Source organism: Arthrobacter sp. NPDC058288, from assembly GCF_042880995.1.
In the GTDB taxonomy this organism is placed as follows: Bacteria; Actinomycetota; Actinomycetes; order Actinomycetales; family Micrococcaceae; genus Arthrobacter.
In genome coordinates this window covers 342,028-359,985 of the sequence record NZ_JBHVYH010000004.1, presented here as the reverse complement: position 1 = coordinate 359,985, position 17,958 = coordinate 342,028, and the positions used below count along the sequence as shown (strand labels likewise).

Below are 17,958 nucleotides of genomic sequence, written 5' to 3'. Positions count from 1 at the left end.
TGTAGGTGCTCCTTAGAAAGGAGGTGATCCAGCCGCACCTTCCGGTACGGCTACCTTGTTACGACTTAGTCCCAATCGCCAGTCCCACCTTCGACAGCTCCCTCCCACAAGGGGTTAGGCCACCGGCTTCGGGTGTTACCAACTTTCGTGACTTGACGGGCGGTGTGTACAAGGCCCGGGAACGTATTCACCGCAGCGTTGCTGATCTGCGATTACTAGCGACTCCGACTTCATGGGGTCGAGTTGCAGACCCCAATCCGAACTGAGACCGGCTTTTTGGGATTAGCTCCACCTCACAGTATCGCAACCCTTTGTACCGGCCATTGTAGCATGCGTGAAGCCCAAGACATAAGGGGCATGATGATTTGACGTCGTCCCCACCTTCCTCCGAGTTGACCCCGGCAGTCTCCCATGAGTCCCCGCCATTACGCGCTGGCAACATGGAACGAGGGTTGCGCTCGTTGCGGGACTTAACCCAACATCTCACGACACGAGCTGACGACAACCATGCACCACCTGTGAACCGGCCCCAAAGGGGAAGGACTGTTTCCAGCCCGGTCCGGCCCATGTCAAGCCTTGGTAAGGTTCTTCGCGTTGCATCGAATTAATCCGCATGCTCCGCCGCTTGTGCGGGCCCCCGTCAATTCCTTTGAGTTTTAGCCTTGCGGCCGTACTCCCCAGGCGGGGCACTTAATGCGTTAGCTACGGCGCGGAAAACGTGGAATGTCCCCCACACCTAGTGCCCAACGTTTACGGCATGGACTACCAGGGTATCTAATCCTGTTCGCTCCCCATGCTTTCGCTCCTCAGCGTCAGTTAATGCCCAGAGACCTGCCTTCGCCATCGGTGTTCCTCCTGATATCTGCGCATTTCACCGCTACACCAGGAATTCCAGTCTCCCCTACATCACTCTAGTCTGCCCGTACCCACCGCAGATCCGGAGTTGAGCCCCGGACTTTCACGGCAGACGCGACAAACCGCCTACGAGCTCTTTACGCCCAATAATTCCGGATAACGCTTGCGCCCTACGTATTACCGCGGCTGCTGGCACGTAGTTAGCCGGCGCTTCTTCTGCAGGTACCGTCACTTTCGCTTCTTCCCTACTGAAAGAGGTTTACAACCCGAAGGCCGTCATCCCTCACGCGGCGTCGCTGCATCAGGCTTTCGCCCATTGTGCAATATTCCCCACTGCTGCCTCCCGTAGGAGTCTGGGCCGTGTCTCAGTCCCAGTGTGGCCGGTCACCCTCTCAGGCCGGCTACCCGTCGTCGCCTTGGTGAGCCATTACCTCACCAACAAGCTGATAGGCCGCGAGTCCATCCAAAACCACAAAAAGCTTTCCACCCCCCACCATGCGATGAGGAGTCATATCCGGTATTAGACCCAGTTTCCCAGGCTTATCCCAGAGTTAAGGGCAGGTTACTCACGTGTTACTCACCCGTTCGCCACTAATCCCCCCACAAGTGAGGTTCATCGTTCGACTTGCATGTGTTAAGCACGCCGCCAGCGTTCATCCTGAGCCAGGATCAAACTCTCCGTTGAAGTAAAACAAAAACAGACACAACCAGGAACCACGGGAAAACGCGGAACCAGACTGCACAAAATTTGAAACCAGCTGTAAAAACCAGACCACACCACGGGGTGGCGGGCCCGATAAATTCAACCAATCCATAAAATAAATTGGTATCAACAAACTTGGCACACTATTGAGTTCTCAAACAACAGACACACCCGGCACCACCACAACCAAACGGCCATGGATCGCTCCGGAGCAACTTCCCAAACTTACCCGATCCCGGATCACTTTGCAAACCGGCTTTCCACCAGTCACAAACACCACAGGAAGGATCCCCACCCGGTTTCCGCACGCCATAACAGCGCCGTTATTCAGGCCATTCAGAAGGGGGTCGGTCGCAATCTCTCCGCATCAGCGGCGGCGACTCGAATTACTTTACACGCCCACAGCACCCCACACAAATCCACCCCCAAACACCCCCACCACACCAAAAAACCCCGGAACGACGCGGGCTACGGGGGTAGCCGGCCGCCCGGAAGCCGGCATTCCGCCGTCGGAGGTTTTTGTGGAGCCGGTCACACCGGGCGATCGCGCCGGACGGGGAGTGTCCCGGCGCAGGAGCAGAACGCGCCAGTGGACCTGCGCACCACGGCGGCCCGGCCCGTTGCGGCCCCCGCGCGCCCTCGTTAGGGTTGATTGGTAAGCATGCTTAGCATGCGTCGGAGCCGATCACCTGGCACCGGCCGACTGTCCGTGTTGAGAGCAACGTCCAGAGCAACCCTTCCGGAGGAGCACCATGACCGACCAGTACACGTTCCAGAACCCCGTCACGGCCTATGAGCATATTGAGCCGCCCAAGCAGCACCAGCCCGAGCCCGGCCTGGACGCGAAACTGACACCGAAGGCGGACCTGGGCGAGGACACTTACCGCGGGACCGGACGGCTGGAGGGGCGCAAGGCGCTTGTCACCGGCGCGGACTCAGGGATCGGCGCCGCCACGGCGATCGCCTTCGCACGCGAGGGTGCCGACGTCGTGCTTTCCTACCTGCCGGAGGAGGAAGAAGACGCCGCCCGGATCGCCAACCTGATCGAGAAGGCCGGCCGCAAAGCGGTCAAGGCTCCCGGGGACCTGAAGGACGCGGCCGTTTGCCGCGAGCTGGTGGACACCGCGGTGCGCGAACTCGGCGGCCTGGACATCCTGGTGAACAACGCCGGCAAGCAGGTGGCGCAGGAGGACATCGCGGAAATCAGCGATGAACAGTTCGACCACACGCTGAAGACCAACGTCTATGCGATGTTCTGGCTGACCAAGGCGGCGGTGCCGCACCTGCCCGCCGGATCCACCATCATCAACACCACGTCCATCCAGGCCTACAACCCGTCGCCCACGCTAGTGGATTACGCCACCACAAAGGCGAGCATCAACAACTTCACCAAGGGCCTGGCCCAGCAGCTCGCGCCGAAGGGGATCCGCGTCAATGCCGTGGCACCCGGGCCGATCTGGACCCCGCTCCAGGTCAGCAGCGGCCAGCCGAAGGAAGCCCTGCCCGAGTTCGGCAAGGCCACTCCCCTGGGCCGCGCCGGGCAGCCCGCGGAACTCGCGCCGGCCTATGTGTTCCTGGCGTCGGCCGAGTCCAGCTACGTGGTGGGCGAAACGCTAAACGTCAACGGCGGCAGCCCCACGCCGTAGGCGGGGCACATGCAGTAACCGCCGCCATAGCGGTGACCGCCCCGGAGGCGGTCACCGCTATGGTCCGGTCACCGCCACGCTCCGGTCACCGCCGCGTTCCGGTACCCGCCGCAGCAGAGAGGCGCCGCACGCCGCCAACCCTGCCGGCGACGGCGCGTCCGGCCCTAGCCGCCCACGTGGTGAATGGTGAAGGCGGAGAGGAATCCCACGGACGCAACGAGTCCGGTGAGATTGTGGTGCTCTTCGAAGGCCTCCGGGATCATCGTGTCCGCCAGCATGGCCAGGATGCCGCCGGCTGCCACTGCGGTGATGAACGCCACGGCTTCGCCGGGCGCGTTCTCCAGCGCTGTATAGCCCAGCAACGACGCCAGGCCGCAAAGCACTGCAATGCCTCCCCAGACGCCGAACACATACCCTGCCCCGCGTCCGGCTTTCTTCATGCCCGCCGTGCTGGAGAGGCCTTCGGGGACATTGGAGATGAACACGGCGGCGAGCATCGCAGGGCTGACGGCTCCGGCGCTGATGAGTCCGAGGCCCAGGACCACCGACTCCGGGATCCCGTCCAGGAGGGCGCCGACGGCGATGGCCGTGCCGCTGCCCGGGCTGTCCTTCTCGGACGGCTGCTGGCCTTTGGACCGCTTGCGGTGTTTGGCGCCGGAGCGTGCCAGCAGCGCGTTGGCGCTGACGTACACCAAGGCACCGGCGAGGAATCCGGCCGCCGTCGGCCACAACCCTCCGCCGTCCACTGCCTCGTCCACCAACTCGAAGGCGAGTGCCGAAATGAGGACGCCGGCGCCGAAGGCCATGATGGAGGAGACGAGCTTCGCGGGGATGGTCCACTTCCACGACAGCCAGGAACCCAGCACCAGCGCGCCGCCTGCCAGGGTTCCCCAGAACATGGCCTGCGCCCACATCGGCATCCGTACCACCTTCCGCGGCCGCGAAGCCTGACACAAAATACTGGCTCAAAACAGACAGTGCCGAGCGCTGAGCCGCCCGGCACCTCCAGCATTCTTGCAGATTTCGGCGGCAATCACGGTCAGCGCCGCTGTGCCAACGGGAAAGTGACGCACGACGCCGGGTGGCGGGCCTGCGCTGCCGCCGCACGCGGGCCGGCCGGCGCCAAACACCCCCTTGCAACCCGCCCGGCCCGGCGTATGGTTTCTTGCATGGGACCGATTCTGGACACCCTTATCGTTGGTGCCGGGCAGGCGGGCCTGGCCACGAGCTACTGGCTGAGCAGGGCCGGCGTCGAACATCGGTTGCTGGAGCGGCGTGCCGCCCTGGGCGGGGCCTGGCAGGACCGCTGGGATGCGTTCTGCCTGAACACGCCGAATTTCTCGCTAGCTTTACCGGGGAGGCCGTATGACGGCGCCGAACCGGATGCCTTCATGCCACGGGACGAGCTGATCGGGTACTTCCGGCAGTACGCGGCGAGCATCGGCGCACCGGTCCGGACCGGCGCGGATGTCACCCGGATCGGGCCGGCGGAGGACGGCGGCTTCACCGTGGAAACCATCGAGGGGCTCCGGCGGGCCCGCAACGTGGTGCTGGCTACCGGCGGCTACCAGACACCGAAACTCCCCGCACTCGCCGCACGCCTGCCGGGCCACGTCGTGCAGCTCCACACCCACGACTACCGCAACCCGGGCCAGCTGCCGGACGGCGCCGTCCTGATCGTGGGCACCGGACAGTCCGGCGGGCAGATCGCCGAGGAGCTGACGGCGGCGGGCCGCGAGGTCCACCTGGCCGTATCCGCCTGCCCGGAGGCGCCGCGCCGGTACCGCGGCAAGGACGTCATTTACTGGATGATGCAGATCGGCCTGCACGGCCCGGAGTACGGGCTGAACGGCCTCACCGTGGAGCAGCTCCCCTCCCCCGGGGCGCGGTTCATGTGCAATCCGCTGCTCTCCGGAGCCGACGGCGGCCACGACATCCACCTGCGCGAGCTCGGCCGCCGCGGCGTCCGGCTGCACGGCCACCTGGAAGCAGCCGACGACGGCGAACTCACCTTCAGCGACGACCTCCCGGAACGCCTGGCCCTGGTGGAGGCCGGCTTCGGACAGCGCCTGCAGCCGATGTTCGATGCCTACATTGCCGCGGCGGGGATCCGGGCACCGGAAGCCGAGCCACCGCGCCAGGACGACTGGCTGCCGTCCGAGCCGGCGCGGCTAACCATCGCTGCGGCGAACATCACGTCGGTTCTCTGGGCCACCGGCTACCGGCTGGACTTCGGCATCCTGGACATTCCGGTGCTGGATGAGTGGAACTACCCCCGCCACCGCCGCGGGGTCACCGAACACCCGGGACTGTACGTCGTGGGGCTGCCGTGGCTGACCGGTCACGGGTCGTCGATCGTGGCCGGAGTGGGCCGCGACGCCAAGTACATTGCGGAGCACATCGCCGCCCGGAAGTAGGGCGCCGGCCGGCTGCAGGGCGGGAGCCTGCCGGCGGAGTCAGCCGCCCATGCCGGGGCGGACGGGGACGAACTCGATCTTGTTTCCGGAGCTGGTCTTCTTCTTCGGCGATCGCGAGTATCCCCGCGCGTCCAGGTGGTTTTGCGCGCGGAATTCGGCCAGTGCGGCGTCGTAGGCCTTGTTGAGCGTGCCGCCGGAGAGTTCCTCCGTGGTGCCGTCGGCAAAGGTGACGGCGATCCTGACTTTTTCCGGGAAGTGCCGGTTCATCCTGATGTAGCCGTCGGCATCCTGCTGGAGATTAATCAAAGTGTGGTCCGCTTCCGTGGGTGGTGTGACTTCCAGTGTCCCGCACTTTTCGGTGTGTGGGACGGAGACGGGACGCAAAAGTCCGTCGGCGGCGCGGGCGGACCCTGCCGGCCCACTGATTTTCGCTGCGGTGCCTTTAGACGCGCTGGGGGAAGGACTCCACCTTGGCAGGGTCGCGCTCGACGACGCTACCCAGGGCGCCGTCGATGAGATCGAGCGTTGTGCCATCCAGGACCAACCCGGCGGCTTTGACCGTCTCTTCGAGTTGTTCGGGCCGGCTGGCGCCTACGATGGCCGCGGAGACGTTGGGGTTGGCCAGGACCCAGGCCACGGCCAGGGTTGCCAGGGGAACGTCCAACCCCGCGGCGATCGGCTTGAGCTTATCCACGGCTTCCAGGACTTCCGGCTGCATGAATTTGTGGTCGGTCTTCAGCGTCCCGTCGCCATCACTGAAGCGGGATGAGGAGGGGACGGCCCGGCCGCCGTCGTACTTTCCGCTGAGCACACCCTGGGCCAGCGGCGACCAGCACACCTGGGTGATCCCGAGCTCTTCGCAGGCCGGCACCACTTCCGCTTCAATGACGCGCCACAGCATGTTGTATTGCGGCTGGCTTGAAACGAGCTGGATACCCAGCTCGGCTGCCAGGGCGGCACCGGCACGGATCTCCTCAACTGTCCATTCGGATACACCAATGTAGTGGGCTTTGCCCGCCCGAACGATGTCCGCGAAGGCGCCCATCGTTTCTTCCAGCGGGGTTTCATAGTCGAAGCGGTGCGCCTGGTAGACGTCCACGTAGTCCATCCGGAGACGGCGCAGCGATCCATTGACGGACTCCATGACGTGCTTGCGGGAAAGCCCGCGGTCGTTCATCCCGGGACCGGTGGGGAAGAACGCCTTGGTCATGACCTCGATGCCTTCCCGGCGCACGCCTTTGAGGGCTTCGCCGAGCATCGTTTCAGCTTTGGTGCCCGCGTAAGCATCGGCTGTGTCGAAGGTGGTGATGCCCAGGTCCAGGGCCTTCCGCACGCAGGCGGTGGCGACTTCCTGGTCCACGGTTTCGCCGTGGGTGGCCCAGTTTCCCAAGGCAATGGAGCTGACGTACATGCCGCTGTTGCCGAGTTTGCGGTATTGCATAAAGTTTCCTTTCAGAGGTTGCCGGAGTGACCGGCGGAATTCGGGGAGTCCGGGGCTGCAGGTACTTCGCGCAGGGCCCGGGGTGGCGCGGTGCTCTCGCGGACAACAAGCCTGGCGGCCCGGCTGAGTGTCCTGGGCCCGCTGCCGGCCAAGGCGTCCAGGAGGATCCCGGCGACGTCCCGGCCCTGTTCGGCCACCGCGTGGTCCATGGTTGTCAGGCCCACCACGTCACAGAGTTCGTGGTTGTCAAAGCCGAGCACGGAGAAGTCCCGGGGAACGTCCATGCCTGCCTGGCGGAGAACTTTCAGGACACCGAAGGCCATCTCGTCGGAGGCAACGAACGCCGCTGTGGGAGCATGTTCGGCGACTAGCAGCCGGGACATCGCAGCCGCACCACCTGCGACGCTGTTCTCATCGAGTTCCTCAAGGACAGCGGGCCCGGCCAGTCCGGCACCGCCCAGAGCTTCCCGGTAACCCATGAGCCGTTGGAGTGGCGGCACGCCGCCCAAATTACTGCCCTCCTCGTCGCGGATGCCGATGAACGCCACCCGTTGGTGACCAAGGTTCAACAAGTGCCTCACAGCAGCCCGCCCGGCACCGACGTTGTCCACGTTCACCGATCCGATACCCGGCGATTCGGCTCCGAGCAAAGCGACTCCTTGCCCTTGGGAAGCGAGCGATTCCAGTTCCTCCCGGCTCGGCTGCAGGGCCATGATGATCACCCCGTCCGTGCGGCCGTGCAGGTGGACTGTACCAAAGAACCTTTGCCGCTGTTCGGCCGTGGCGAGCTCATAGAGGAGCACATCGAATCCGGCTTGCCGAAGCGTTTGCGTGGCTTCGCCGATGACCTTTCCGAAGAACCATTTGGCCAGCACCGGCACCACGATGCCAACCGTCATGGTCTTGCCGGTTGCCAGGCGTGACGCAGCCGGGGATGCCGAGTAACCTAACTCATGGGCCGCATCCTGCACGCGCTTGCGCGTTGTTGCCGAAACGCCGGGAACGGAGCGCAATGCCCGGGATACCGTTGAAACAGAGACTCCGGCCCGCTGGGCAACCAGTTCAACATTTACCAACATGCCACCATGCTAGGCACCCATGCATTCTGATTGCAAGCGCTTGCAAGATCTGAGACTACGCGGGTTCGCGTCCCGCCCTCCTGCATCGTGGTTCCGCCTCCCGCACCGTGCAGGAAGCCCGCGCCGACGGCTGAGGCTTAAACAACCCAAGGCCCGGTTGGGGGAACCGTGCCTTGGGCGTTTGCGGGGAGCCTGCTCAGTGACTCCCGCGGGGCGGGCGTCAGTTCGACATTGAAGTGACGCCGCTCTTGTACCAGCCGGTGTACGGCGACCAGACGCCGTTGCTGCCTTCCTGGAAGCTGACCTTCTGGTAAAGCTCCTCGTTGCCGATCTCGCCGTCCACCAGGGTGCGGACATTGTGGATGGTCACGGTTCCGCTGTACTGGTTCAGGTGGCGGCTGAACGTGGTGGTGCCCAGGTGGTCGTCCCCGTTGGGCCAGTCGTCTTCCTCCCAGCGCTGCTGGGTGATGTTGACGTAGCGGTCGGTGTTGCAGCGGACCTGGATCTGGTAGTCCACCAGCTTGACGCCGGAGGAGTTGAATCCGGCGAACGCCGGCCGGAGCGGAGTGACCGAGCAGGCGTAGTTGGTGCCGGCGGCCTGGGCGGGGGCGGCCAGGGCGAACGGTGCCGCCACCATGCCCAGTCCGAGGGCGGCGACCACTGCTGCCTTGCTGCGGCGGGAGGTGCGGGACTTCTTGGTGGTTGATGCGTTGAACAAGGGGTGCTCCTGAGGGGAAAGATGCGGTGGGGGTGGGGTGTTTGGCCGGCGAATCCGGGCCTCCGGATCCGCCGGTTTTCCCGCGCGTTCCGATGTATCCATGGTGGCTCCGGGCAGCCCTGCCGCACTTCCGTGCTAGCACGGTTTCTACCCGCCAGTACGGAATTGCACCAGGTACGTGAAATCCGGAGTCTGAGGCACGGCACCCTGCCATTTTCCCGAAGTTTGTTCTAACATAAGGACAAACTCACGCGTGCAGAAACAAACACCCTCACGGGGACAAAGGAGATCTTGTGAAACTTGGACTTGTTGGATTCGGCTTCGGCGGGCGGTTCTTCCACGCTCCGTTCATCACGGCCGCGGACGGGGTGGAGCTGGCCGGCATCGTGACCCGCTCCCCCGTCCGCCGCGCCGAGGCCGCGGCTGAGTACCCGGAGGTGCCGCTCTACGATTCCCTGACGGAGCTGCTGGCCGCCGGCGTGGACGCGGTGGCGATCACCACGCCGCCGGAAACGCGCCGCGAGCTGGTCCTCGAAGCGGTTGCGGCCGGCGTCCATGTGGTGGCGGACAAGCCCTTCGCCCCGAATGCCGAAGTGGGGCGCGAACTCGTCAAGGCGGCCGCGGACGCCGGCGTGATCCTTAATGTCTTCCACAACCGCCGCTGGGACACGGACATCCGGACGCTCCGCTCGGTACTGGACTCCGGTGCGGTAGGGCAGGTGGCGCGGTTTGAGTCCCGCTTCGACCTCGACCAGCCGGACACCCTTGAGGCGGGCCCGGCGGGCGGGCTGCTGCGCGACCTCGGCAGCCACCTGGTGGACCAGGCGCTGTGGCTCTTCGGCCCGGCAGCCACCGTTTTCGCCACGCTCGACTGGGTGGACCTGGACGCCGGCCGCACCGACTCGGGGTTCTTCGTGACCATCGTGCACCGGAACGGCGTGAAGTCCCACGTGTCAGCCACCAAGAGCAACCGGCTCGTCGCGCGGGAAATGCGGCTGCTCGGTTCCGACGGCAGCTACGTCTCGCAGCAGAGCGATGTGCAGGCCGTCGCGGCCATCGCGGGCCGGCGCCCGGCCGAGGACCCCTCCGCGTGGGGCTACGAGGAAGAGGACCGCTGGGGGACGCTGACGACGGCGGCGGGCCAGTTCCGCGTGCCGTCCGAGCAGGGCGCCTATCAGGCCTACTACGAGGAGTTCGCGCTGGCCGTTGCCGGCAACGGGCCCGAGCCGGTCCCCGGCGCCGAGGGCGTGCACACCCTCGAGGTGCTGGACGCCGCCCGGCTCAGCGACGCCGAGCGGCGCTCCGTGGACATCGAGGGCTGACCGCCGCCGTCGAACGTTGCTACCGCACCGGCTGCAGGGCCTTGCTCCAGAGCACGGTGCCGTTGGCGTTACGCAGGCTGACGGTGAAGGCGTCGTCCTCGGCCAGGTCCACGTGGCCGAAGAACTGGTTCTCACCGGTGCGCGGGGACTGGTTGGCGTAGGCGCCGGTCTTGTAGAACACCCTCTCCGGCCCGAACGTGCCGTCCAGTTCGCCGGGGCCGAAGCTGCCGGCGTTGATGGGGCCGGCCACGAATTCCCAGAAGGGGTCGAAGTCCGTGAAGCCGGCGCGCTCCGGCGAGTAGTGGTGGGCGGCGCAGTAATGGACGTCGGCCGTGAGCCACACCACGTTTTTAACCCGGTTGCGCTTGAACGCGGACAGCACCCCGGCGATCTCGAGTTCCTTGCCCAAGGGGGCGCCGGCGTCGCGGTTTGCCAGGGATTCCTGGTTGACCGGGCCGTCGGGGACGATCAGTCCAAGCGGCAGGTCGGCGGAAATGACCTTCCAGGTGGCCTTGGACTTGCTGACTTCGCTGATCAGCCACTCAGCCTGTTCCTGGCCCAGGATGTGGGTGAGGTGCGTTTCCTTGCCGTCGGTGTTGGGGTCCTTGAAGGTGCGCATGTCCAGGCAGAAGACGTCCAGCTGCGGGCCGCGGGAGATTTTGCGGTAGATGCGGGCGGGTTCGAAGCCGGTGCTGCCGTCGCCGATGCGGGTGCCGAGGCTGGAGATTGGCTGGTACTCCTGCCAGGCCTGGCGGCCGCGGGCGGCAAGCACGTCCACGCGGCGTTCGGTGTAGCGGGAGTCGGTGATGATCTGCCCGGGGTACCAGTTGTTGTGGGTTTCGTGGTCGTCCCACTGGGCGATCACCGGGACCTCGGCGTACATGGCGCGAACGTTGCGGTCCATGAGGTTGTAGCGGTGCCGGCCGCGGAACTCGTTGAGGGTCTCGGCCACTTTGGATACTTCCTCGGTGACCAGGTTGCGCCATACCTGCCCGTCCGGCTCGGTGACCTGGGCGGCGATGGGGCCGTCGGCGTATATGGTGTCGCCGGAGTGGATGAAGAAGTCCGGCTTGGTGGCGTGCATGGCCGCGTAGCCGCGCATGCCGCCGATCTCCTCGTTGATGCCCCAACCCTGGCCTGCGGTGTCGCCGGTCCAGACGAAACTCTGTTTGCGGGCTGCGCGGCCGCTGCTAATGAGTCCGGTTGCCGGGGCGGTGCTGAAGGAGCCCTGCGCGGTTTCGCCGGCGTGGCCGTCCGCGTCCTCGAAGTGCAGGGTGAGCGCAAACCGGGTGCCGGCGGGCAGGTGCTCGGCGCTGATCCGGGAGGTGAAGTCGGTGGCTTCGCTGGCGGTGCTCCCCCGCAGCACGCGCTGGAAGGCGCGGCCACCGCGGAGGGGGGCATCGTCGTCGTCCACGGCGAGCAGGCTGGCCACCAGCCGGCCCGGGCCCGACGCGCGGGACCACAGCACGCCGGAATCGGCGGTGACATCGCCGATGGCGATGCCGGACGGGAGGGTCAGCCGGTTGCGGACCAGCGCGACGCCGGCCGGGCTGGTTGCGTGCGCGGCTGCGGCAGCGGCGGGCACGACGGCGGCAGCACCGGCAGCGGCCAGCGCACCTTTGAGGACATTACGGCGGGTGAAAGCAGTCATGCCACCCATCGTTACCGGGGCGGGTGAACCGTTGGTGGCGGGGGTGTGAATGGCCCGTTGCCCGGGCCTGACGGGATGCCGCGGTGCCATACTCAAAGCGTGACGACGTACTCATTCCGTGGCGAGCTGTGGCACTATCCGGAGGAAGCCGGGTGGCACTTCGTCACGCTGCCGCAGGACCTGGCGGACGAGATCAGCGACGAAGCCGCTCCCTTCTCAAAGGGATTCGGTTCGGTGAAGGTCACGGCCTCCATCGCGGGGAACAGCTGGTCCACGTCGATCTTCCCTGACAGCAAGAGCGGCTCGTACCTGCTGCCGGTGAAGAAATCCATCAGGACCGCGGCGGGCATCCACGACGGTGATCACGTGGACGTGGAGCTCGTGCTGGAGCTTGGGGGCTAACGGCAGAGGCGGCCGGCACACAGGGCCGGCCTCCCGCCGTCGTATTTTGCGGAGTTAAGCGTGCCGAACCGGGCTAGAAGCCCATTGAAGCGTACGGCCCGCTGGGCAGGTTGCCTGCCGTCCACGGCGCCGTGGAGCGGATGTCAGGCGTGTGGCCGCGGCCGTCGGTCAGGACGGCGCGGACGGTGACGCTGAGAACCCAGAGTCCAAGGAGCAGGATGCCGAGAAATTCCATGATGTGCACCTCTTATGAGTGTGTGCGGATTGGGTGATTTCAGTGTGTGCGGCCGCCGTGTGAGCAAACGTGTGAACGCCGCAGACGCCGTCAATCCCTCGGCGTACCATGAGCCGTATGGCCGAGAATTGGATTCGGCTCCTCGGTCCGCCCGCGATCGAGTCCCCCGGTACAACTCCCCTGCAGCCCAGGGGCCGCAAGGCCTGGGCCGTGCTGGCCTACCTGGCGCTGCAATCTGACGGCACCGGCCGTTCCCGCACGGCGTCTCTGCTGTTTCCGGATGCCGCGGACCCGCTCGGTGCCCTGCGCTGGAACCTGTCCGAGCTGCGGCGGACGCTTAACGGCGTGACGGTGGCCGGCGATCCGCTGCGGCTGACCCTGCAGCCGCCGTGGCGCTGCGACGCACTGGAAGTGGTGGATTCCGCCGCCCATTCTGGCGTTGATCCGCGACGCTTCGGCGGCCAGCTGCTCGAAGGGCTGTCCTTCGCCGACTCGCCAGTCTTTGATTCCTGGCTCGCGGACCAGCGCTACCGTCTGGACAACGTCGTCCAGTCCCTGCTGTACGAGGCCGCGCTGGCTGCCCTGGCTTCGGGCGCTCCCGGCGATGCGGCGGAGTTGGCGACGCAGGCGTTGCACCGCGATCCGTTCCATGCGGACTGCAACGTCGTCCTGGTCAAGGCGCTCGTGGCTCTCGGCGAGCACCGCCGGGCCCGCGAGCACGTCACCAAATGCGGCAACCTGTACCGCGAGGAGCTTGGCCTGCCGCTACCCGCGGAGATCAGGCGGGCGCTGTCCGATGCGGCTCCGGAGGCCGATCCAGGGATGCCTGCCACCGCGGCGACGGTGCGGTCCTATATCGACGCCGGCGGCGCGTCACTCTGGGCGGGCGCCGTGGACCGGGGACTGGATCAACTGCGTCTCGCGGTAGTGCTGGCCCAGCGTACCGGTGACGGCCACTTGATCGCTGAGTCCCTCGTGACGCTGTCCGGCGCGCTGATCCATCAGGCGGGCGGGCGCGGCGCCGAAGTGGCGGACTTCCTGCACCGTGCTCTGCAGGCCGAAGGACCCGAACGCGCCTCCCGGACTGCCGCCGCGGCGTACCGGGAGCTGGGCTACTTGTCCGTTCAGCGCGGTGTGCCCGACCGCGCGGCGGGCTGGCTGGACCGGGCGATGCGGGCGGCCGAAGGTTTCCCGGACGAGCAGGCCAGGATTCTGGCGATCCAGGGGATGCTTGCCTCGGACACAGCACGGTATGACGATGCGGTGGCCTCGCTGACCGAGTCCGGAAGGCTGGCCAGGGCCATCGCGAACCGCAGGCAGCAGGCGTTCAGCGAGGCGCTGCTGGGGCGGGTGTACCTGCTTCGCGGGGAACTGGAGCAGGCAGCCAGCTCCTTGGACCTGTCCCTGGCCCTGATAGCGGAAGAACACTGGACGGCGTTCGAGCCGTTCGTCGCCGGGGTCCGCGGCGAGACCTATCTGGCAGCCGGGCAATTAGAGGAAGCCGCGGCCATGATCGACAGGTCCTGGGTGATGGCGGAGCTTGCCGGCGACCACTGCTACATGGCCCTGGCGGCGGGCGCCGAAGCACGGCTGTTCCTCGCCCACGGCGATCTCGCGGCAGCCGAGCACTGGATCAACCGCGGGCTCGAGCCCAAGCCGTGGTACCTCTGGTACTCGGCCCGGCTACTGGATACGGCGGCGGAGGTTGCCATTGCCAGTCGCTCGCCGCGGGCTCCGAAGTTCGTCGAACGCCTGGCCGAGCTGGCGGGCCGGAGCGGAATGCGCGAGTTCACGGTTCGGGCGCAATCCCACCGGACGGTGCTCGGCGATGAGGCGGCGGCGCAGGCTGTGCCGTGGCTGGCAAAGGAGATCGGGAATCCTGCGCTGGATGCGTACTTGGCGCAGCGGCACAGCGGTGGTTGAGCCGCCTGCCGGGCGCGAGGCAGTTCACAGGCACTGAGGGGGGTGTTCCAGCAATGGGGTTAAATCATTGTTGTGTTATTGAAGTGCACCAACACGTTTCGTTCGCAATATGAATATTCGTGTTAAAGGGTGCCCGGGACAACGAATAATAAAGTCGCGGAATTAACTTCCCAAGCCCTTCAGAAGGGCGCTAATATCCTGCACCTAAGCACTATTCAAAATGTTAGTGCTGAGAGTTGACGCTTACTTTTGGGTAAGTCGAGTGGGTGAATGTTCCTGGGCGGACCCATTCGCGTCGTTCTCGGGGAGAACACGCATTAATTGAATGCCTGGTCGTGAAAGCGTGCGCAGCAATTGAGTCGAGCCTAATGCGCGCTTCCTCAACTCATTGGAGTGAATTCCTCATGAAGAAGATTCTTGCGTTGCCGCTGCTATTCGTAGCCCTCATTGCTGGTTCAGGGACAGTGCACGCGGCACCGCCGACGTCTGGCGATGACAGCGGCACCCTGCCGGGAGGGGTGTATTGCGACTTCGACGTCGCTTACACGCTTACCGGCAAGACCAAGACGATTGTCAACGGCGACGTCAAAACGATCACCTCGCCGGGCCAAAAAATAACTCTGACTAATGTGTCGGATCCACAGAAGTCCGTCAGTTATGTCATTACTGGAGTGCGTCGCGAAGTGACGACTGGGGACATCATAGAGACCGTAGTCACCGGCAGGAACATTGTTATCAACGATCCAGACTCAGAACGGCAGGGAATTTACGTGCTGGTCGGTGACTTCAACTACGCGATCACCACGGGTTTCAAGGAATATCGGGTTTTCAGCGGAGCGGGCCAGGTAATCGATGTCTGTGCCGCACTGAGCTAATCCTTCCCCCGGGGCCGCGTCCAGCCGCGAGGCACGGGGCGTAGCACACCCGGGTTAAACAAAAAGCAGGGCCTGCCAAACGGCAGACCCTGCTTTTTAGGAAACCTAACGGTCCCGGGTATCTAGGAAATTAGATAGCCTGGATGTTGGTGGCCTGGGGACCCTTGGGGCCCTGCTCGGTTTCGAAGGAGACCTTCTGGTTCTCTTCGAGGGAGCGGAAGCCGGAGGAGTTGATCGCAGAGTAGTGTGCGAAAACGTCCTGTGAGGAGTCATCGGGGGAAATGAAGCCGAAGCCCTTTTCAGCGTTAAACCATTTGACGGTACCAGTAGCCATTTTTTATGTCCTTCGTGAAGGTGGAGGAACTGTCCCGACTTTCGGGTCCTCCGGTGTGGGGTGTTCAAAACCGCTACTTCAGAAGAACGAGGACTTTCGACCCCGCGTACTGCCTGAACTACCAAATACAAACACAACAACGATCTCTACTGTACACGGGTTTTCAGAGCGGAGTTACCACGGGCATCAGCGGGATGTCCGGCACGGTGATGGACCGCGGCCCATCGAACCCCTGCATGAACACCGTGACGAAGCTGAGGGACACCGTGCCACCGGATTCGGGCAGCTGGTTCTCGAAGTTGATGGTCCCCTTGCGCTGGCCCCCGGGCGGTATGTCGGGCTGCCAGCTGCTGCGGAAGGAATCAGCGTCGAACGTCGTGCCGTCCGGGCCGGTGAGAACGGCGTTGTGGAAGACGGGCAGTGACATGGAGCTCCCGGTGCCGTTCCGCACATGGATCTCCACCCGGGTGAAATGTGCGGTGCTCTGGATGCCGAGGACGGTCACCGTGACGCCCTGTGTTTCCGTCGCCACCTGGCGCGCGAGCCGTTGGGTGCCTTCCTCGTTCCCCGAAAAATAGCCGACGGCGTAACTCGCCCCGGCGGCCAGCAGCCACCCGCCACCGCCGAGCAGGAGCAACGTCACCAGCACCGTGGCGATGACCGGACGTGACCGTGGCGCAGCCTTGACGGGGCGTGAAGGGTACGTGGTCGCGTGCGTATCCGGGTGCCCGGGCCGCACCGGGCGCGCGGGCCTTGCCGGCTGTCCGAGGCTGGACGGGCGATACCGCCGCGGCGGCGGCTTCGGCGCCGGCTTTCCTTTGAGGTAATCCAGCGCCTCGCCGCCCAGGGCAACAGCTAGGCCCATCGCGGGGGTGACGAACCACGTCCAAGTGGGCGTCAGCTCGGTCAGGAACGCGGTCAGGCTGTTGCCGATCAGCCCCACCACATTGATCGCGGCCGCGAAAAGCAGCGCCGCACCCAGCCCCTTTTTCCTGGCAGCCGCCGGAGCGGCCGGAAGTCCGTCCAATCCGCCGCCCGCGGGCGGCGGTGCGCTGCCGCCGTCGTACGTCACTTCAACAAAGCGAAGCCTGACCTGCCCCACCTGGACCTCATCGCCGTCGGTGAGCTCGGTAGGCGAGGTGATGGCCTGGCCGTTGACCCAGGTGCCGTTGCGCGAATTTTGGTCGTCGAGGATGGTCCGGCCGTCAACCGAGGTCAGCAGGGCGTGCCGGCGGCTCACGCCGGAAACGGGGAGGCGCAGCCGGGAGCCTTCGTCGCTGCCGATGGTCGTTTTGCCGTGCGGGATCACTATCCGGGTGCCCGCCGCCTCCCCGTTGACGACGACGAACGCGCTCCGCAACCCAGGTCCGTCCACGACTTACCCCGACCAGCCAGGAGGGCACCACGGCCCCCGCAGGAAAGACACCGTCATCCGCCGCTGACGCATGACATGTAGCAAGTCTCCTCCCGGCCGGAGTGGCTGACAAGGAATGTGAAAAAGGGCCGCCCGGGGTCTTTTGTCCGGGCCCCGGCCGGGGCGCGGACGCTGGTGCAGAAGGTAGCCCGTTTGGCCGCCCGGGCGTAGCATCCTGCCATGGGACCAACTCGGGTCATCCTTCTTCCCGGAAGCGTGCTCCCGGCCCAGCCTGCCTACGGTGCGCTCATCGAGGCGCTGGGACCAGGGGTCGAAGCCGTTGCCAAGGACCTGGAACTCTACGCGGGCAACGTGCCCCCGCCCGGCTGGAGCCTGGATACGGAGGCCGACGGCGTGGTCCGCGAAGCGGACGCCCGCGGCTGGGAGACGTTCCACCTCGTGGGGTACTCGGGCGGAGGCGCAGCTGCCCTGGCCGCCACCGCCCGGCACCCGGAGCGCCTGCAGAGCCTTGCCCTGCTGGAGCCGGCCTGGGCCGGCAGTTGGGACTGGAGCCCGGCCCACGCCGAACTCTGGAAGCAGTACGCTCAGCTGGGCGGGCTGCCGCAGGAGGATTTCATGGGCACCTTCATGCGGCTGCAGGTGAGGCCCGACGTCGTCCTTCCGCCTCCGCCGCCGGGTCCCCCGCCGCCGTGGATGGCCAAGCGGCCGGCGGGGATCCGGGCGTTCCTGCAGACCTTTAACACTTACGATCTGGACCGCGAACGGCTGGCTGCCTTCACGAAGCCTGTGCTGTTCGTCCTTGGCGGGTTAAGCAGCCCGGACGATTTTGGCGACAACGCGAAGCGCCTCGGGAGGGTCTTTCCGGACTTCCGCCTCGAGGTGTTCCCGGACCGCCATCACTTCGATCCGCCGCACCGGGTGGAGCCGGAGCGGGTTGCCGGGCTGCTGCGCGAACACTGGGCGCGGGATTGATCCGCCCGCG

General features: G+C 65.5%; 16 protein-coding genes and 1 rRNA gene. 7 read left to right on the top strand and 10 right to left on the bottom strand.

The genetic code is table 11. From position 1 onward, the window contains the following. Positions 1-16: 16 nt before the first annotated feature. A 16S ribosomal RNA gene (locus tag ACFVWT_RS14235) occupies positions 17-1,540 on the bottom strand. A 770-nt stretch (positions 1,541-2,310) separates the two neighbouring features. Here ACFVWT_RS14235 and ACFVWT_RS14230 point away from each other — a divergent pair. Then, entirely contained in the window at positions 2,311-3,204 is an 894-nt protein-coding gene (locus tag ACFVWT_RS14230) for an SDR family oxidoreductase (RefSeq protein WP_390248779.1), read from the top strand. Between the two features lie 164 nt (positions 3,205-3,368). On the opposite strand, the gene ACFVWT_RS14225 is transcribed toward ACFVWT_RS14230, so the two are convergent. Beyond that, positions 3,369-4,124, bottom strand: a complete 756-nt coding sequence (locus tag ACFVWT_RS14225) for a ZIP family metal transporter (RefSeq protein ID WP_390248777.1) — start codon at positions 4,122-4,124, stop codon at positions 3,369-3,371. A gap of 249 nt (positions 4,125-4,373) precedes the next feature. Here ACFVWT_RS14225 and ACFVWT_RS14220 point away from each other — a divergent pair, with 249 nt between their 5' ends. Next, positions 4,374-5,621 carry a flavin-containing monooxygenase gene (locus ACFVWT_RS14220; RefSeq protein WP_390248775.1) on the top strand — a complete coding sequence of 416 codons (1,248 nt, stop codon included), beginning with the start codon at positions 4,374-4,376 and terminating at the stop codon, positions 5,619-5,621. Between the two features lie 39 nt (positions 5,622-5,660). Here ACFVWT_RS14220 and ACFVWT_RS14215 read toward each other — a convergent pair whose 3' ends face one another. The 4 genes from ACFVWT_RS14215 to ACFVWT_RS14200 form a co-directional block, all read right to left on the bottom strand. Beyond that, complete coding sequence (locus ACFVWT_RS14215; protein WP_390248773.1) at positions 5,661-5,927, bottom strand: hypothetical protein; 267 nt, start codon at positions 5,925-5,927, stop codon at positions 5,661-5,663. 136 nt (positions 5,928-6,063) lie between these two features. Continuing rightward, a complete protein-coding gene (locus ACFVWT_RS14210) occupies positions 6,064-7,062 on the bottom strand; it encodes an aldo/keto reductase family protein (protein WP_390248771.1) in 999 nt (332 codons plus the stop codon). 11 nt (positions 7,063-7,073) lie between these two features. Beyond that, positions 7,074-8,141: a LacI family DNA-binding transcriptional regulator gene (locus ACFVWT_RS14205; protein WP_390248769.1), complete on the bottom strand. Its 1,068-nt coding sequence runs from the start codon at positions 8,139-8,141 to the stop codon at positions 7,074-7,076. 220 nt (positions 8,142-8,361) lie between these two features. After that, the gene (locus ACFVWT_RS14200) at positions 8,362-8,859 is read right to left on the bottom strand and encodes a hypothetical protein (RefSeq protein WP_390248767.1); all 498 of its coding nucleotides are present in this window, start codon (positions 8,857-8,859) and stop codon (positions 8,362-8,364) included. A 293-nt stretch (positions 8,860-9,152) separates the two neighbouring features. On the opposite strand from ACFVWT_RS14200, the gene ACFVWT_RS14195 reads away from it, so the two are divergent. Next, complete coding sequence (locus ACFVWT_RS14195) at positions 9,153-10,181, top strand: Gfo/Idh/MocA family oxidoreductase (protein ID WP_390248765.1); 1,029 nt, start codon at positions 9,153-9,155, stop codon at positions 10,179-10,181. Positions 10,182-10,200: 19 nt separating this feature from the next. On the opposite strand, the gene ACFVWT_RS14190 is transcribed toward ACFVWT_RS14195, so the two are convergent. Continuing rightward, a complete protein-coding gene (locus ACFVWT_RS14190) occupies positions 10,201-11,841 on the bottom strand; it encodes an alkaline phosphatase D family protein (RefSeq protein WP_390248803.1) in 1,641 nt (546 codons plus the stop codon). Between the two features lie 90 nt (positions 11,842-11,931). Between ACFVWT_RS14190 and ACFVWT_RS14185 the strand changes: the two genes are divergently transcribed. Further along, positions 11,932-12,234: a DUF1905 domain-containing protein gene (locus tag ACFVWT_RS14185; protein ID WP_390248763.1), complete on the top strand. Its 303-nt coding sequence runs from the start codon at positions 11,932-11,934 to the stop codon at positions 12,232-12,234. Positions 12,235-12,307: 73 nt separating this feature from the next. Here the strand turns inward: ACFVWT_RS14185 and ACFVWT_RS14180 are convergent, their stop codons facing one another. After that, on the bottom strand, positions 12,308-12,469 hold the full coding sequence (locus ACFVWT_RS14180) for a hypothetical protein (RefSeq protein WP_390248761.1): 162 nt from the start codon (positions 12,467-12,469) through the stop codon (positions 12,308-12,310). A gap of 117 nt (positions 12,470-12,586) precedes the next feature. On the opposite strand from ACFVWT_RS14180, the gene ACFVWT_RS14175 reads away from it, so the two are divergent. Both ACFVWT_RS14175 and ACFVWT_RS14170 read left to right on the top strand, forming a co-directional pair. Next, entirely contained in the window at positions 12,587-14,392 is a 1,806-nt protein-coding gene (locus ACFVWT_RS14175) for a tetratricopeptide repeat protein (protein WP_390248759.1), read from the top strand. Positions 14,393-14,796: 404 nt separating this feature from the next. Continuing rightward, positions 14,797-15,267, top strand: coding sequence for a hypothetical protein (locus ACFVWT_RS14170; protein WP_390248757.1), 471 nt, complete (start codon positions 14,797-14,799; stop codon positions 15,265-15,267). A 130-nt stretch (positions 15,268-15,397) separates the two neighbouring features. Here the strand turns inward: ACFVWT_RS14170 and ACFVWT_RS14165 are convergent, their stop codons facing one another. Continuing rightward, positions 15,398-15,601: a cold-shock protein gene (locus ACFVWT_RS14165; protein WP_011690916.1), complete on the bottom strand. Its 204-nt coding sequence runs from the start codon at positions 15,599-15,601 to the stop codon at positions 15,398-15,400. 163 nt (positions 15,602-15,764) lie between these two features. Beyond that, on the bottom strand, positions 15,765-16,976 hold the full coding sequence (locus ACFVWT_RS14160; RefSeq protein WP_390248754.1) for an FHA domain-containing protein: 1,212 nt from the start codon (positions 16,974-16,976) through the stop codon (positions 15,765-15,767). 219 nt (positions 16,977-17,195) lie between these two features. Between ACFVWT_RS14160 and ACFVWT_RS14155 the strand changes: the two genes are divergently transcribed. Next, on the top strand, positions 17,196-17,948 hold the full coding sequence (locus ACFVWT_RS14155; RefSeq protein ID WP_390248752.1) for an alpha/beta fold hydrolase: 753 nt from the start codon (positions 17,196-17,198) through the stop codon (positions 17,946-17,948). Positions 17,949-17,958 lie beyond the last annotated feature (10 nt).